Genomic DNA, 16,312 nt, shown 5'->3' with positions numbered 1-16,312 from the left:
GGGATAGGCGCCGCCGGGTGGATGGTCGTTTAGTAGTCGATAGGGTCGCGGATGATCGGGCAGGTCATGCAGTGGCCGCCGCCACGGCCCCGACCGAGTTCACCGGCGCTGATGGTGATGACTTCCACACCGGCCTTGCGCAGCAGGGTGTTGGTGTAGGTGTTGCGGTCGTAGCCGATGACCACGCCAGGCTCCACGGCCACCACGTTGTTGCCGTCGTCCCACTGCTCGCGCTCGGCGGCGAAGGCGTTGCCGCCGGTTTCCACCACGCGCAGGGCCTTGAGGCCGAGGGCGGCGGCGACGGTGTCGAGGAAGTTGGATTTCTCGCGTTGGATGTCGATACCGTGGGGTTTGCTTTCGTCAGGGCGCAGGGTGAAGGCGACGATCTGGTTGACCACTTCGGGGAAGATGGTCACGAGGTCGCGGTCGCAGAAGCTGAACACAGTGTCCAGGTGCATCGCGGCGCGGGATTTCGGCAGGCCGGCGACGATGACTTTTTCCACCGCCTTGTTCTTGAACAGGTTGCGCGCCAGTTGGCCGATGGCCTGGTGGGACGAGCGCTCGCCCATGCCGATCAACACCACACCGTTGCCGATTGGCATCACGTCGCCGCCTTCCAGGGTGGAGGCGCCGTGTTCCTGGTCAGGGTCGCCGTACCAGATCTGGAAGTCGGCGTTGGTGAACTCGGGGTGGAACTTGTAGATGGCGGTGGTCAGCAGGGTTTCCTGACGTCGCGCCGGCCAGTACATCGGGTTCAGCGTCACGCCGCCGTAGATCCAGCAGGTGGTGTCACGGGTGAACTGGGTGTTGGGCAGCGGCGGCAGGATGAAGCTGGCGTGGCCGAGGAAGTCGCGGAACATCTCGATGGTCTTGCCACCGAATTGGCTTGGCAGGTCATCGGCGGATACGCCACCGATAAGGAACTCGGCGGTCTTGCGCGGCTCCAGGCTGCGCAACCACGAGCCGACTTCATTGACCAGGCCCAGGCCGACGGTGTTGGCGGTGATCTTGCGCTCCAGGATCCAGTCCAGCGCTTCGGGGATGGCGACGATATCGGTGAGCAGGTTGTGCATTTCCAGCACATCAATATCCCGCTCGCGCATCTTGGTCACGAAGTCGAAGTGGTCACGCTTGGCCTGGGCCACCCACAGCACGTCATCGAACAGCAGTTCATCGCAGTTGTTGGGAGTCAGCCGCTGGTGGGCCAAGCCTGGGGAGCACACCATGACTTTGCGCAGTTTGCCGGCTTCGGAATGTACGCCGTACTTCACTTTTTCCGTGGTCATTTCAGATCCTCCAGTGAACAAAAAGATTCAGGTGTTACAGGGTCAGGAAGCCGTCGTAGAGCCCATAGGCCGCCACCAGGGCGCCAATGACCACTGCGGCGAAAATCAGCTTCTCGACATTGGTGAAAATCGGTTTGCCCAGTTCACGCTTGGCCTTGGCGAACAGGATCGCGCCGGGGGCGTAGAGCAGGGCGGAGAGCAGCAGGTATTTGGTGCCGCCGGCGTAGAGCAGCCAGATCGCGTAGATCAGGGCGATGGCGCCGATGAACAGGTCTTTCTTGCGCTCCTTGAGGGCGTTTTCGTAGGTCTCGCCGCGCACCGCCAGCAGCAGGGCGTAGGCCGCCGACCACAGGTAGGGCACCAGGATCATCGAAGTAGCGAGGTAGATCAGCGACAGGTAGGTGCTGGCGGAGAACAGCGTGATGATCAGGAACAGCTGCACCATCGCGTTGGTCAGCCACAGGGCGTTGACCGGTACGTGGTTGGCGTTTTCCTTGCGCAGGAACTCCGGCATGGTGTGGTCTTTGGCGGCGGCGAACATGATCTCCGCACACAGCAGCACCCACGACAGCAGCGCCCCCAGCAGCGAGATGATCAAGCCGACGCTGATCAGCACCGCGCCCCAGTGGCCCACCACATGCTCCAGCACGGCGGCCATCGACGGGTTCTGCAGCTTGGCCAGTTCCGGTTGGGTCATGATCCCCAGGGACAGCACGTTCACCAGCATCAGGAACAGCAGCACGGTGATAAAACCGATCACGGTGGCCTTGCCCACGTCGGAGCGCTTTTCCGCACGGGACGAGAAGATGCTCGCGCCCTCGATACCGATAAACACCCACACGGTGACCAGCATCATGTTGCGCACCTGGTTCATCACGCTGCCCAGGTCGGGGTTTTTCACGCCCCAGATGTCAGCGGTGAAGATCTCCAGCTTGAACGCGAACAGCGCGATCAACACGAACAGCACCAGCGGCACGACCTTGGCGACGGTGGTCACCAGGTTGATGAACGCCGCTTCCTTGATCCCGCGCAACACCAGGAAATGCACGGCCCACAGCAGCGCCGAGGCACCTATTACCGCCGCCGGCGTATTGCCTTCGCCGAAGATCGGGAAAAAATAACCGAGGGTGCTGAACAGCAATACGAAGTAACCGACGTTGCCCAGCCAGGCGCTGATCCAGTAACCCCAGGCGGACGAGAAGCCCATGTAATCGCCAAAACCGGCCTTGGCGTAGGCATACACACCGCCGTCGAGGTCGGGCTTGCGGTTGGCGAGGGTCTGGAACACAAAAGCGAGGGTCAACATGCCGATGGCGGTAATCACCCAACCAATCAACACTGCGCCGACATCGGCGCTGGCGGCCATGTTTTGTGGCAGAGAGAAGATCCCGCCACCAATCATTGAGCCCACGACAAGTGCAACCAATGCACCTAGCCTAAGTTTTCCGGGAGTGTCAGACATTGCGTGACTCCAATGCAGGAGAAGAGAGACCACAGAATAATTCTGTGCGCTATTCAAACAGCTGACTCAGATCACTTCATTGGCACATTCCATTGTGAATTAATGACTTAGGATGGAATCTCTTGGGCAGTAAAAATCCTCGGGAAGGCGCTTTCCAGAGCGGTTTCGCCGTTGTGATTAATTATTTAGCCAGGGGCATGGACGTTTGAAGCTAGACCGTTTTCACGGATGTGCAAACTTTTTGAACGAAGTTTCACCAAAGCGCTATAAGGGTTAAATTTGTCGCCGTATTTAAAATCTAAATAAGCCTAAACTTCATAAAGCGACATGCCTTTAGGTTATGAGCCTGCCTGCCTTATCGCCTTCTCTAATAAACGCTACACTCGCTGAGTTAATTAGTTGAGTGCACAGTTGTCAGCTCAAACAGTTGTTTATCCAGGAGTCGCCATGTCCCAACCGGCCCAGAAACTTCGACTCGGCGCCCTGATCGCCCTGGTGGTGGGTTCGATGATCGGCGGGGGGATTTTTTCCTTGCCACAAAACATGGCCGCCCGCGCCGAAGTGGGGGCCGTATTGATCGGCTGGGGGATTACCGCCGTGGGCATGCTGACCCTGGCGTTTGTGTTCCAGACCCTGGCCAACCGCAAACCCGAGCTGGATTCCGGGGTGTACGCCTACGCCAAGGCGGGGTTTGGCGACTACATGGGTTTCTCGTCGGCCTGGGGGTATTGGATCAGTGCGTGGATGGGCAACGTCGGTTACTTCGTGTTGCTGTTCAGCACCCTGGGCTACTTTTTCCCGGTGTTTGGCCAGGGCAACACGCCGGTGGCCATCGGCTGTGCGTCGTTGTTGCTGTGGGCGGTGCATTTTCTGGTGATGCGCGGGATCAAGGAGGCGGCGTTTATCAACCTGATCACCACCGTGGCGAAGATCGTGCCGTTGCTGATGTTTATCGTGATCGCCGCCGTGGCGTTCAACGCGGATATTTTCACCCGCGATATCTGGGGCCTGGGCAACCCGCAGCTCGGCGATGTGGTGGACCAGGTGCGTAACATGATGCTGGTCACCGTGTTTGTGTTTATCGGCATCGAAGGTGCCAGCGTCTACTCCGCGCGGGCCGAGAAACGCTCGGACGTGGGCCGGGCCACGGTGATCGGTTTTCTCGGCGTGCTGGCGTTACTGGTGCTGGTGAACGTGTTGTCCCTGGGGATCATGAGCCAGCCTGAGCTGGCACAATTGCAGAACCCGTCCCTGGCGGGCGTGCTGGAACATATCGTCGGGCCGTGGGGCGCCATGGCGATCAGCATCGGCCTGGCCGTGTCGCTGCTCGGCGCGTTGCTGTCGTGGGCATTGCTCTGTGCCGAAATCCTCTACGCCACCGCCCATGACAAGACCATGCCGGCCTTTCTGAAGAAGGAAAACGCCAATCAGGTGCCGGTCAATGCGCTGTGGCTGACCAATGTGATGATCCAGATCTTCCTGGTGATCACGCTGTTTTCCCACAGCACCTACACCACCCTGATCTACCTGGCCTCGTCGATGATCCTGGTGCCGTACCTGTGGTCGGCGGCCTATGCGGTGCTGTTGAGCGGGCGTGGCGAGACCTACGAAGGCGCCCATGGCCAACGCTTGAAGGACTTGCTGGTGGCGCTGATTGCCTTCGGGTATGCGGTGTGGCTGCTGTATGCCGGCGGGTTGAAGTACTTGCTGTTGTCGGCGCTGCTGTACGCGCCGGGGGTGATCCTGTTTGCCCTGGCCAAGCGTGAGCAGGGCCAGCCGTTGTTTACCCACATGGAAAAGGGCATTTTCAGCTGTGTGATTGCTGGCGCCGGGCTGGCGGCGTATGGGCTGTATAGCGGGGTATTGACGTTGTGAGACTGGCATTTGCGCCGCCCTACGATTGGGCAGCGATGATCGGGTTTTTGTCGGCGCGGGCGATCAGCGGGTTGGAGACGGTCGAGGCAGGTGTGTATCGACGTAGCATCAGCGTCGGCGGCCAGCATGGCTGGATCAGTGTGGCGCTGGGGGTGGGGGATTGGCTGGAGGCCACTGTCGATTTTCCTCACGCCGCCGCCTTGCCCGAGATCGAGCGGCGCTTGCGCCGGATGTTTGACCTGGATGCCCAGCCGCAGGTGATCAACCCACAGTTGGCGAGCGACCCGTTGATGGCGCAGCTGGTGGCGGCCCGTCCTGGCCTGCGCTTGCCGGGCACCTGGGACGGCCTGGAACTGGCGAACCGTGCGGTATTGGGTCAGCAGATCACGGTGGCGGCGGCGATTCGCCTGGCGGGTAAATTGGTCGCCCAGTATGGCCAGCCACTGGCGACGCCACACGCAGGCATCACCCATGTGTTCCCGACGGCCCAGGTGTTGGCGGTGGCAGACCTGGCGGCTTTGGGCATGCCCAAGGCACGGGGCCGCACCTTGTCCGGTGTTGCCCAGGCGTTGCTGGATGATCCTGAATTGTTCGAGCCCAAGGCCAGCCTCAAGGACGGCGTGGCGCGGTTGGTGGCGTTGCCGGGGATTGGCGATTGGACGGCGCAGTACATCGCCATGCGTCAGATGCGTGAGGTGGATGCGTTTGCTTCGGGGGATATTGGTTTGATCAATGCCCTGGCAGCACTGGAGGGCGGGCCGGTTTCGGCGCGGCAGCTATTGGCACGGGCCGAGGCTTGGCGGCCGTTGCGGGCGTATGCGGCGCAGCATTTGTGGGCGTCGTTGAGTCGGGGGGATTGAGGGTGGCTGTGAGGGCCTCTTCGCGAGCAAGCCCGCTCCCACACTTGACCGCATTCCAAGGGATGTACTCGGTCAAAATGTGGGAGCGGGCTTGCTCGCGAAAGCGGTCCTCAGGTCACCACTGAGCCCGGTGTGACCCCAATTCCCCAGCCGGCAAATCCCACTGCAACGGCGTGCCGCTGATCGTCACCGGTGCGAGCAATCGATGGGCCGGCCCCCAGGCCGTCTGTTCCACCAGCAAACCTTGATCACCTGCCTGCTCTGCCCGCAACGCCGGTTGCGGCGGCACGTGCCCAGCCTCCACCAACAACGCCGCTGTGCGCGCCAGCGACAAGCGCGCCGAGCCACCGCGTCCGCTTTTCAAGCGCTCGCTCAAGGCCTGGATCGCGCTGGCCGCCATCAAGTATCCGGTGGCGTGATCCAGCGCCTGCAACGGCAGCGGCACCGGTTTATCCGCGTGTTTCCAGGCCATCCCCGCGTCGGCAATCCCGCTGCTCATCTGCACCAGGCTGTCGAACCCGCGGCGATTGCGCCACGGGCCGCTCCAGCCGTAGGCGTTGAGGCTCACATCGATCAGGCCCGGGGCGATCTGCTGCAATTCGCTGGCGGTGTAGCCCAGGTGTTCCAGGGCGTCGGCGCGGTAACCGTGGAGCAGAATGTCGGTGTCCTTGAGGAGCGCTTCGAACACCTGCCGGCCTTCGGGGCTTTTAAGGTCGAGGCGCGCGCAGCGTTTGCCCAGGGTCATTTCCGGCACCACGCCGGCCTCGTCCCAGGTCGGCGAGTCGATGCGCAGCACGTCGGCGCCAAGGCCGGCGAGGAAGCGACTGGCCACCGGGCCGGCCAATACGCGGGTCAGGTCGAGCACTTTGATGCCCGCCAGTGGCCGTGCGACTGAGCCGAGCCAGGGTGTGTCGGTGGTGGTTTCGAAGGCTTGGCGTTGGACCAAGGCTTCGGCATTCACCGCCAATCCTTGCGGGTGCGCCTGCCAGGCCTGCCACGAGCGCATCTGCGCGGCACAGCCGCCTTCATCGACAATCGCCTGCTCCAGTTCGGCGGCGTTCCATTGGGCTACCTTGCTGGCCATCTCGTTGCGGTCGGCGACCTTGCCGAGGATGCGTTCGGCGGCCGCACGGTGATGGGGCGCGTTGGTGTGCAGGCGAATCCAGCCATCGGTGCTGGCGTAATCGCCGGCCACCGGGTCCCACAGTGGCGGCACTTGCCAGCCGACCGGGCGGATCGAAGAGGAGAACCAGAAGGAGGCGAGGCGCCGGTCCACGCTGACGGCGGGCAAACGCCCGGTCTGTTGCAGGATCAGTTGCGCCACCGCCTGGCCCGCAGCGCCGAGGCTGGCGCTGGCCAGTTCGGTGACGGCAAATGCCGAGGGCAGGGCGCCGGCCTCGGTAAAGGCCAACGGGGTGTGGGGCAGAGCGAGTGCGGCTTGGATGGGAGTCAGCAGGTCAGTCATCAAAGGCCCTCCGTAAGAGAAGGGCCACTATAAGAGATGATCAGGTCGGTGTGGCAACCCCAGGTTCCAGCGGCAACTCGATACTGGCGATAAACCCGCCGCCCGGGTGATTGGCCAGGAGCAGGCTGCCGCCGTGACGCTCGGCCGCGCGGCGCGCGATCGCCAGGCCCAGGCCGTGGCCTTGAGCGGTCTGGCCAGGGGCGCGGTAAAACGGTTCGCCCAACTGGTGCAGGTGCTCGGCTTCCACGCCGGGGCCGTGGTCGCGCACGCTGATCAGGATGCGCTCGCCCTGGCGCTGGGCATGCAATTCGATGGGGTGCTCCGGTGGGTTGAAGCGCTGGGCATTGCGCAGCAGGTTGTCCACGGCGCGTTCGATCATGGTCGGCCAGCCCTTGAGGTGCAGGTCGCTGTCGCCGCTCAGTTGCACCTTTTGCTCGGGTGCGCTGAGCAGGGCGTCTTTTTGCAGGGCCTTGAGCAACGGGTCGAGATCGACGTCCTCAGCGCTGGCGTTGTCGGCATCGACGCGGGCCAGCACCAGGATTTCACTGATCAAGGCTTCAAGGCGGTCGCATTCTCGGGTCAGGCGCGGCCAGAGTTTCTCCCGTTCATCGGGGCTGGCGCGCTCGGCCAGGGCCAGGGCGATGCGCAGGCGGGCCAGGGGCGAGCGCAGTTCATGGGAGACGTCGCGCAGCAGTTGGCGCTGGCTGCCGATCAGGCTTTGCAGGCGCGCACCCATGCGGTTGAAGTCGGTGGCGAGCACGCCGAACTCATCGCGGCGGTTGGCCAGGCGTGCCAGGCTGTTTTGCTGGTAGGTGGCTTGGCCGAGGTCATGCACTGCGCCGCGCAAACGGCTCAAGGGGCGGGTGATGGACAGCGTCACCAGCAAGCTGAACAACGTCAGCACCACCAGGGCAATCGCCAGGGCGCTCAGCGGCCACAACAGGCTGCTGCGGTGCCAGGCGTCCAGTTCCGGGTGGGGGATGCGGTAGATCAGCAGGTAGGTGTCGCCGGTTTTCTCGCTGGTGTACTCGGCGGTCAGGCGCCGCCACGGCAGATGGCCGTCCTTGCTGTCATTTTGCCGGGCTTCGAACGCGGCCGAGCGCCGCGGGAACGTGCCGCGCACCACCGGTTCGCCGCTTTCATTGAGCACTTGCACGTCAATGTGGTACTGGCGCTTGCGCTGTTGCAACAACTCCTGGGCGGCATCTTCACCCTGGGATTCGTAGAGTTGCGCCCATTCTTCGGGCAGGTTGGCGAGGCCGGGGTGGCGGCTGAGAATCCAGCCGTCCTGGTTGAGCATGTGCCCAAGCAGGATCGACAACCCGGCAACCAGAGCGATGGCCAGCCAGAAACTGGCCAGGATCCGCCAGAACAATGAGCGCACAGGAAACCCTCAAACAGGAAAAGCCCAGTGGCGGTGGCCACTGGGCTGGAAGCGTTAACGCATGGGCATTATTGCGCTTTTTGCGGCTGTTGCGCTTTCCAGGCCTGGAATTCCTTCCACTCGGCACGGCGCTCGGCTTGTTTCTTGACGATCTCGTCGAATTTCTTCTGCTGATCGGGTTTCAGCACAGCGCGGATATCCGCCTGGGTTTTCTGCTTGCCGGCAGCGATCTCGTCCTGCATGGCTTTTTGCTCAGCGGCCGGGAGTTTGTCCAGGTACTTTTTGGTCAGGTCTTTGCGAGCGTGCCATTGGTCGCCCATCAGTTTGCCGATTTGCTCGCGCTGCTCTTTGCTCAAGTCCAGCTGGCTGAAGGGGCCGCCTTTGCCACGCGGACCGTGTTCACCGCCGTGGCCCGGGCCGCCCATCATGTGGCCTTCCGGGCCGCCCATCGGGCCGCGGCCGTCGGGCATTGCCGCCATGGCAACGGTTGGCAGGGCAGCGGCGAACATCAAAGCGATAAGGGTCTTGCGCATGGTGATTCTCCTGTCTCTATTCCGGTGAGTCCGGATGTAAGTAGATTACGGAGATGAAGGTCAGCGGCAGTCAGGGGAGCGTAAAGCTTGGGTAAAGAGGAGTTTGGCGGGAGCTGACAAAACCAGCAAGGCAGATGAGATAAAATGTGGGAGCGGGCTTGTGTGGGAGCGGGCTTGCTCGCGAAAGCGGTGGATCAGCCAATGAATATGTTGCCTGACACTCCGTCTTCGCGAGCAAGCCCGCTCCCACACAAGCTCGCTCCACAGGAATAGTGTTGATGCTCAGGGGGCGTAGTAGTAACCGCGGCTACGCAACGCCACGATCCGTGGCCGGCCATCCGGGTGTGGGCCGATCTTTTTGCGCAGGTTGCTGACGTGCATGTCCAGGCTGCGATCGTAAAGGGTCAGCTTGCGACCCAGGGCGATCTGCGCCAGTTCCTGTTTGTCCAGTGGCTCGCCGGGCTGGCGCAGCAAGGCTTCCAGCAGGCGGCTTTCGGAGACGGTGAGGGTGAATTCCTGCTCGTCGATGCTGACCACGCCGCGCACCGGGCTGAAGCACAGGTCACCCAGTTCCATCTGCGTAGACACGGCGGCGGGGTGGCTGCGGCGCAGTACCGCGCGCAGGCGGGCGGTGAGTTCGCGAGGGTCGCACGGCTTGGCCAGGTAGTCGTCGGCGCCGAGTTCGAGGCCGAGGATGCGGTCCAGCGGTTCGCCCCGGGCCGACAGCATCAGCACGGGCAAGTCCGGGTGATCACTGCGCAATTGCTTGAGCAGCTCCAGGCCGCTGCCGTCGGGCAGCATCACATCCAGCACCACGGCGGCAGGTGCCGTGTCAGCCAGGGCTTTACGCGCGCTCAAGCCGTCATGGCAGGCGCGCACCTGGAAGCCTTCCTGGCTCAACCAACTGGTCAGCAGCTCACAGAGCTCCTGGTCATCATCTATCAGTAACAGCTCGCTCATGACTCACTCAATTTAGCCATTGTCGACGGCGACGGTGCCCACCGCTGGCGAAGATCCCGCACAGCAAGGCGATCAGTGCGACGGCCCCACCGGTGACAAACCACTGTTGTTGCTCGGTCAGCCAACGGGTCAAGGCACCGCCCTGTGTCTCTTTGAGTTGCTGGGACAGGCGTTGGTTCTCTTGGCGAAGGTGACTTAATTGTGCGCTTTCGCGGGCAGCATCCGCGTTTTGCAGTTGCTTGCTCAATTCTTCACGTTGCCGCTCGCTGTCTTTCAAGCGTTGCTGCAACTCGCTGATCTGGCTGCCGGCACTCAACGACAGGGGCGTCGAATTGCCGGTGTTCGAGGTTTCTTCCGCGTGGGCCGTAGCCCCGATCATTAACACTGCCAACAGACACAACTGACGTAAGCGCATCGGAACTCCTGATTCCACACGAATATTCAGATCGTTGTCGGCAGGTTACCGAGAATAATGAGCAATTAGGCGTGTGCCGAACGCAATCGGTCCGGCACAGGCTCGGGTCAAGGCAGGACTTGCTTGAACGGCTTGATCACGACGTCGGCATAAACGCCGGCGGCGATATACGGATCGGCCTTGGCCCAGGCCTGGGCGTCTGCCAGCGAAGCGAACTCGGCGACGATCAGGCTACCGGTGAAACCGGCGTCGCCCGGATCATTGCTGTCTACGGCCGGGTGCGGGCCGGCCAGGACGAGGCGGCCTTCGGCTTGCAGCTGCTTGAGGCGCTCGACGTGGGCCGGGCGCACGCTCAGGCGTTTTTCCAGCGAGTTGGCGACGTCGGTGGCAATGATGGCGTAGAGCATGTCAGTCCTCGGTTTTTGGCGTGGTAGGGGCGGTGTCATGCAGGTGGCGCGACAGGTAGATGCCCTGGCCGACCAGGAACAACACGGTCATGCCCAGGCTGCCGAACACTTTGAAGTCGACCCAGTAGTCCTGGAAGGTAAAGGCCACGAACAGGTTGGCGGCGCCGCAGAACAGGAAGAACACGATCCAGGCGACGTTCAAGCGCGTCCATACCGGCTCCGGCAGGGTCAGCGCATGGCCCATGATCCGCTTGATCAGCAGGCGGTCACCGATGAAGTGGCTGCCGATAAAGACCAGGGCGAACAGCCAGTTGACCACCGGCGCTTTCCATTTAAGGAAGGTTTCGCTGTGGAAGGCCAGGGTCAGGCCGCCGAAGACCAGGCAGGCGACCAGGGTCAGCCATTGGCTTTTTTCCAGCTTGCGCTGGGAGATGAAGATGGCGCCGTAGACGACGATAGAACTGATGATCAGGACGGCGGTGGCGCTGTAGATGCCTCCGAATGACACCGGGTGACCGGCGATATCGATGACCCGGGGGTCGATTTTGGTAACGATGAAAAACAGCAACAGCGGGATGAAGTCGATGAATTGTTTCACAGTAAGAGCCAGAAGCTGGATGTGGCGGCATAATAACAAACATCCTAGGTAGCGAAAGCGCCAGCTGACTTGAGGTTACACATCCCCGTGAATGTTGATTTGCACTGCCACAGCACGGCCTCCGACGGCGCCCTGGCGCCCGCGGTACTGGTTGCGCGGGCGTTTGAAAAAGGCGTGCGAGTCCTGGCGTTGACCGACCACGACACCCTCGAAGGCCTCGACGAGGCCCGCACGGCGGCGCAGGCGCTGGGCATGCAGCTGGTCAACGGCGTGGAATTGTCCTGCACCTGGGGTGGCGCCACCATTCATGTGCTCGGCTACGGTTTCGATCAAACCGCCGCGCCGCTGGTGGCCGCCATCGCCGCTTTGCACGATGGCCGCTGGCTGCGCTCCGAAGAAATCAGCCGCAAACTCAGCCTCAAAGGCATGCCCAATGCCCTCGACGGCGCCCGTGCGATCCAGCAGGAGCTGGGCGACAGTGGCAACGCGCCGGCCCGCCCGCACTTCGCCGACTGGATGGTGCGTGAGGGGTTCGTCAAGGACCGCGCCGAGGCCTTCCGCAAATGGCTGGGCGCCGGCAAGCTGGGCGACGTCAAGCAACACTGGCCGACCCTCGAAGACACCGTCGCGACCTTGCGCGCTTCCGGGGCCTGGGTGAGCCTGGCGCACCCGTGGCATTACGATTTCACCCGCAGCAAGCGTCGCAAGCTGATCAGCGACTATATTGGAGCAGGCGGCCACGCGATCGAAGTGGTCAATGGGCATCAACCCGCTGAACAGGTCGGCAGCCTGGCTATTCTTGCCCGCGAATTTGGTCTGCTGGTCAGCGCCGGCAGTGATTTTCATGGCCCAGGTGGGTGGTCCGAAATCGGCGAGTATCGCCAGGTACCTGAAGACCTGCCGCTCTTGTCGGGGCGATTCAAGCATGACCCCATTACTGCCACCGTCTGAACAGGTAGAACACGTGAGTCAATTCTTCCAGATTCACCCGGAGAATCCCCAGGCGCGCCTGATTAAACAGGCCGTGGAGATCATTCGCGCCGGTGGCGTGGTGATCTATCCAACGGATTCGTCCTACGCCATCGGTTGCCAGATCGGCGACAAAGGCGCGGTCGAGCGTGTACGACGCCTGCGTCAATTGGACGGCAAGCACAACTTCGCGCTGATCTGCAGCGACCTGTCCCAGTTGGGCCTGTTCGCCAAGGTCGACACCGGTACTTTCCGCCTGCTCAAGGCGCACACGCCGGGGCCCTACACCTTTATCCTCAACGCCACCCGCGAAGTGCCGCGCCTGTTGCTGCACCCGAAGAAACGCACCATCGGCCTGCGGGTGCCCGAGCATCCCATTGCCCTGGCGTTGCTGGCGGAGCTGGGTGAGCCGTTGATGAGCGTGTCGCTGATCATGCCCGGTGACAGCGAGCCGCTGGAAGATCCGTACGAAATGCGCCAGCTCTTGGAAAAACAGGTCGACCTGATCATCGACGGTGGTTTCGGCGGCAACAAAGCCTCCACCGTGATCAACCTGGCCGACGGCGAGCCCGAAGTGATCCGCGTGGGTTGCGGTGACCCGGCGCCGTTCATGGTCGAGGCCTGAATGTCCGCCGTGGAAACCGTTGATCCCCAGGCCGGCGCCCAGCAGGAACTGCCGTTTGCCATGGTCTATGGCCAGGCGGTCATGGAGATGCCGCTGGATCTGTACATTCCGCCGGACGCGCTGGAAGTCTTCCTCGAAGCCTTCGAAGGCCCGCTGGACTTGCTGTTGTATTTGATCCGCAAGCAGAACATCAACATCCTCGACATCCCGGTGGCGGAAATCACCCGCCAGTACATGGGTTATGTCGAATTGATGCAGTCGGTGCGCCTGGAGCTGGCCGCCGAGTACCTGGTGATGGCCGCCATGCTCGCCGAGATCAAGTCGCGCATGCTGCTGCCGCGTTCGGAGACGGTGGAAGCCGAGGAAGACGACCCGCGCGCCGAACTGATCCGCCGCCTGCAAGAGTACGAACGCTTCAAGGCCGCTGCCGAAGGTATCGACGGCTTGAGCCGCGTCGGCCGCGATGTGGTGGTGCCCAAGCTGGATGCCCCCGAGGCCCGCGCGCGCAAATTGTTGCCGGATGTGAGCCTGGAAGAGTTGTTGATGTCCATGGCCGAAGTACTGCGCCGTGGCGATATGTTTGAAAGCCATCAGGTCAGCCGCGAGGCGCTGTCGACCCGCGAGCGCATGAGCGATGTGCTGGAACGCCTCAAGGGCGGTGGCTTTGTGCCGTTTGTCGAGCTGTTCACCAAAGAAGAAGGGCGCCTGGGGGTGGTGGTGACCTTCATGGCGGTGCTTGAACTGGTCAAGGAATCCTTGGTCGAGCTGGTCCAGAATGAGCCTTTTGCGGCTATCCACGTGCGGGCGCGAGCCGAATAAAGAGCTGAATCGATGAATCTGACTGAACCCCGCGAACTGGCCCCGTTGCTGGAGGCGTTTCTACTGGCCTCGGGCAAGCCGCAATCCCTGGAACGCCTGTTCGAACTCTTTGAAGAAGCCGAACGCCCCGAGCCGCCGGTGTTCAAGAAGGCGCTGGAGATCCTGCGCAAATCCTGCGACGGCCGCGCCTTTGAGCTGCGGGAAGTGGCGTCGGGTTATCGCCTGCAGATCCGTGAGAAATTTTCCCCTTGGGTCGGCCGCTTGTGGGAAGAGCGCCCGCAGCGTTATTCGCGGGCGATGCTGGAGACCATGGCGCTGATCGCCTATCGCCAGCCGATCACCCGGGGCGAGATCGAGGACGTGCGGGGTGTGGCGGTCAACAGTCATATCGTCAAGACGCTGCTGGAGCGCGAGTGGATTCGCATCGTCGGTTACCGTGACGTGCCGGGTAAACCGGCGATGTTTGCCACCACCAAGGTGTTTCTTGACCACTTCAATCTGAAGAATCTCGATGATTTGCCGCCGCTGGCCGAGTTGCGCGAGATGGAGCCGGACCCGGTGCTGGACTTCGACGACGCGCCGGTGCCTGCCAGCTTGCAAGAGCTGGCCGATGCCAGCGCCGAGCCGGAAGAGCCGAAGGACGAAACCAGCTTCCACACGTTGCTGTTGGAACTGGACGACATGGAGCAGGGCATCAAGACTGACTTTGATGACTTGCTGCGTGATGGTGCTGTCGAGCCTGAGGCCCCGGAAAGTGCTGAGCCTGAACCCGAGCCTGAGCCTGAGGAAGACATCCTCGGCGTTGCCGAAGCCCGCGAAAAACTCCTGGCCGCTGTCGCCGCCCTCGAACAGCCGGCCTTGAGCGACGAAGAAGCGGAAGCCCGTGCGCTGGCCGAAGCCATCGAGGCTGAACGCCGCGAGTTTGAAGACTGACTCAATCTCACAAACACCGCTGAAACCCTTGTGGGAGCGGGCTTGCTCGCGAAAGCGGTCTATCAGTTGACTTAAGTGGTGACTGACACGCCGCATTCGCGAGCAAGCCCGCTCCCACATGTTGACCTGCTGTGGGCCACTGGTCGGCGCAAGGCAGGTGACTTTACCTTTATCGACTAGTCTGTGATGCGCAACGCCCGCCATACGCGTATGATTCGCGACCCTTCGCCGACCTCTTCGGCCAAGACCCCGCTTTCAACACTCTTCAGGCCACGCCTGAATCGACCCACCGGGAGGTGCTTAAGATGAACGACAAAGACCAGAACGACAGCCAGGAAATCGGCCCAGCAGGTGAAAAACTGCAAAAGGTGCTGGCGCGTATCGGCGTGGGCTCGCGCCGCGACGTCGAAGCCTGGATCACCCAGAAGCGCATCAAGGTCAACGGCGTCGAGGCCACCCTCGGCCAGCGCGTCGACCTGCACGATGCAATCACCATTGATGGCAAGGTCATCAAGCGTGAAGAGGCCGCCGAATCGGTGCGCCGCGTGATCATGTACAACAAGCCCGACGGCGAGATCTGCACCCGTGACGACCCGGAAGGCCGTCCGACCGTGTTCGACAAGATGCCTAAGCCGAAAGAAGGCCGTTGGATCAACATCGGTCGTCTCGACATCAACACCACCGGCTTGCTGATGTTTACAACCGACGGTGAACTGGCCAACCGCCTGATGCACCCGTCCTACGAGATGGACCGCGAATACGCCGTGCGTGTACGTGGCGAAGTCGATGACGAGATGATCGAGCGCTTGAAAGCCGGCGTGGTGCTGGAAGACGGCCCGGCCAAGTTCACCGACATCAAGCAGGCTCCAGGCGGCGAAGGTTTCAACCACTGGTACCACTGCGTGGTGATGGAAGGCCGTAACCGTGAAGTACGTCGCCTGTGGGAATCCCAGGGCCTGGTGGTCAGCCGCCTGAAGCGCGTGCGTTTCGGCCCGGTGTTCTTGAACTCCGACCTGCCGATGGGCCGCTGGCGCGAAATGAGCCAGTACGAAGTGGACATCCTCAGTGCCGAAGTCGGCCTGACGCCGGTGGCCATGCCGCAGATGAACGCCAAGAGCAAAGACAAGCTTGAGCGTATGCAGCGTAAATCGTCGCGTCCTGTTGCGCGTACCGAGCGCGTTGCGCGTACCGTGCGCCCGGCGCTGGATGCACCGGCCACTGGCGGGCGTATCTCCCGTCAGCCGCACATCGAAGGCGAGCGTCGCCCAACCGCGCCATCGCGCCAGGAAGGCGAACGTGCTCCACGCACGCCGCGTCCGGCCCCGGCCGGTGGTCGCAGCAACCGTGGTGAAGCCGAGCGCCCAGCCGACAACGCCAGCACCAAGCGCCCAGCCAAGCCAGCGGCGAACAAGCGCCCTGGCCCGAAACTGGTCGCGGACGAGCCGTCGGGCAAGCGCCGTGGCGCCCCGGCCGGTTCGGGTCAGCGTCCTGGTTTTGGTCGCAAGAAGCCGCAGTGATTTGTTAAGCGCTGCCTGAAAACGCCAACCTCCGGGTTGGCGTTTTTTTTTTGGCTTTGAATCTGAAATGCAATAACACCTGTGGATGCGGGCTTATGTGGATGCAAGCTTATGTGGGAGCGGGCTTGCTCGCGAATGCAGTGTGTCAGCCAACACATCTATAACTGGTCCACCGCATTCGCGAGCAAGCCCGCTCCCACACAA

The 16,312-nt window shown here is 62.2% G+C and carries 16 protein-coding genes; 7 read left to right on the top strand and 9 right to left on the bottom strand.

Annotated elements, in window-relative coordinates:
* Positions 1 to 29: 29 nt before the first annotated feature.
* Both arcA and arcD (DBR46_RS02625) read right to left on the bottom strand, forming a co-directional pair.
* On the bottom strand, positions 30 to 1,286 hold the full coding sequence (gene arcA / locus DBR46_RS02630) for an arginine deiminase (protein ID WP_124524914.1): 1,257 nt from the start codon (positions 1,284 to 1,286) through the stop codon (positions 30 to 32).
* A gap of 34 nt (positions 1,287 to 1,320) precedes the next feature.
* Entirely contained in the window at positions 1,321 to 2,748 is a 1,428-nt protein-coding gene (gene arcD / locus DBR46_RS02625; RefSeq protein ID WP_026136948.1) for an arginine-ornithine antiporter, read from the bottom strand.
* A gap of 447 nt (positions 2,749 to 3,195) precedes the next feature.
* Here arcD (DBR46_RS02625) and arcD (DBR46_RS02620) point away from each other — a divergent pair, with 447 nt between their 5' ends.
* Entirely contained in the window at positions 3,196 to 4,623 is a 1,428-nt protein-coding gene (gene arcD / locus DBR46_RS02620) for an arginine-ornithine antiporter (protein WP_124524913.1), read from the top strand.
* Complete coding sequence (locus DBR46_RS02615) at positions 4,620 to 5,483, top strand: DNA-3-methyladenine glycosylase (RefSeq protein WP_124524912.1); 864 nt, start codon at positions 4,620 to 4,622, stop codon at positions 5,481 to 5,483. Before arcD (DBR46_RS02620) ends, DBR46_RS02615 begins: the two co-directional genes overlap by 4 nt.
* A 115-nt stretch (positions 5,484 to 5,598) precedes the next feature.
* Here DBR46_RS02615 and DBR46_RS02610 read toward each other — a convergent pair whose 3' ends face one another.
* From DBR46_RS02610 to DBR46_RS02575, 7 genes are all read right to left on the bottom strand, one after another.
* Positions 5,599 to 6,948, bottom strand: coding sequence for a CoA transferase (locus DBR46_RS02610; RefSeq protein WP_124524911.1), 1,350 nt, complete (start codon positions 6,946 to 6,948; stop codon positions 5,599 to 5,601).
* Positions 6,949 to 6,988: 40 nt separating this feature from the next.
* Positions 6,989 to 8,332 (bottom strand): sensor histidine kinase KdpD, encoded by a 1,344-nt coding sequence (locus tag DBR46_RS02605; RefSeq protein ID WP_124524910.1) that lies wholly within the window; start codon positions 8,330 to 8,332, stop codon positions 6,989 to 6,991.
* Positions 8,333 to 8,400: 68 nt separating this feature from the next.
* On the bottom strand, positions 8,401 to 8,865 hold the full coding sequence (locus DBR46_RS02600; protein ID WP_017737990.1) for a Spy/CpxP family protein refolding chaperone: 465 nt from the start codon (positions 8,863 to 8,865) through the stop codon (positions 8,401 to 8,403).
* Positions 8,866 to 9,147: 282 nt separating this feature from the next.
* Positions 9,148 to 9,825 (bottom strand): response regulator transcription factor, encoded by a 678-nt coding sequence (locus tag DBR46_RS02590; RefSeq protein WP_124524908.1) that lies wholly within the window; start codon positions 9,823 to 9,825, stop codon positions 9,148 to 9,150.
* Positions 9,826 to 9,832: 7 nt separating this feature from the next.
* Entirely contained in the window at positions 9,833 to 10,240 is a 408-nt protein-coding gene (locus DBR46_RS02585; RefSeq protein ID WP_124524907.1) for a translation initiation factor 2, read from the bottom strand.
* Positions 10,241 to 10,347: 107 nt separating this feature from the next.
* On the bottom strand, positions 10,348 to 10,647 hold the full coding sequence (locus tag DBR46_RS02580; protein ID WP_124524906.1) for a YciI family protein: 300 nt from the start codon (positions 10,645 to 10,647) through the stop codon (positions 10,348 to 10,350).
* Between the two features lies 1 nt (position 10,648).
* A complete protein-coding gene (locus tag DBR46_RS02575) occupies positions 10,649 to 11,245 on the bottom strand; it encodes a septation protein A (RefSeq protein WP_124524905.1) in 597 nt (198 codons plus the stop codon).
* Between the two features lie 87 nt (positions 11,246 to 11,332).
* On the opposite strand from DBR46_RS02575, the gene DBR46_RS02570 reads away from it, so the two are divergent.
* The 5 genes from DBR46_RS02570 (at position 11,333) to rluB (ending at position 16,108) form a co-directional block, all read left to right on the top strand.
* Positions 11,333 to 12,196 (top strand): PHP domain-containing protein, encoded by an 864-nt coding sequence (locus DBR46_RS02570; RefSeq protein ID WP_124524904.1) that lies wholly within the window; start codon positions 11,333 to 11,335, stop codon positions 12,194 to 12,196.
* Positions 12,197 to 12,209: 13 nt separating this feature from the next.
* Complete coding sequence (locus DBR46_RS02565; protein WP_124525071.1) at positions 12,210 to 12,839, top strand: L-threonylcarbamoyladenylate synthase; 630 nt, start codon at positions 12,210 to 12,212, stop codon at positions 12,837 to 12,839.
* Positions 12,840 to 12,959: 120 nt separating this feature from the next.
* Positions 12,960 to 13,658: a ScpA family protein gene (locus DBR46_RS02560; RefSeq protein WP_177325347.1), complete on the top strand. Its 699-nt coding sequence runs from the start codon at positions 12,960 to 12,962 to the stop codon at positions 13,656 to 13,658.
* Positions 13,659 to 13,670: 12 nt separating this feature from the next.
* Positions 13,671 to 14,591 (top strand): SMC-Scp complex subunit ScpB, encoded by a 921-nt coding sequence (gene scpB / locus DBR46_RS02555; protein ID WP_124524902.1) that lies wholly within the window; start codon positions 13,671 to 13,673, stop codon positions 14,589 to 14,591.
* A gap of 305 nt (positions 14,592 to 14,896) precedes the next feature.
* On the top strand, positions 14,897 to 16,108 hold the full coding sequence (gene rluB, locus DBR46_RS02550) for a 23S rRNA pseudouridine(2605) synthase RluB (RefSeq protein WP_124524901.1): 1,212 nt from the start codon (positions 14,897 to 14,899) through the stop codon (positions 16,106 to 16,108).
* Positions 16,109 to 16,312: the final 204 nt, after the last annotated feature.

It is taken from the genome of Pseudomonas sp. KBW05, from assembly GCF_003852405.1.
In the GTDB taxonomy this organism is placed as follows: Bacteria; Pseudomonadota; Gammaproteobacteria; order Pseudomonadales; family Pseudomonadaceae; genus Aquipseudomonas.
This window is presented reverse-complemented; position numbering and strand designations above follow the sequence as displayed.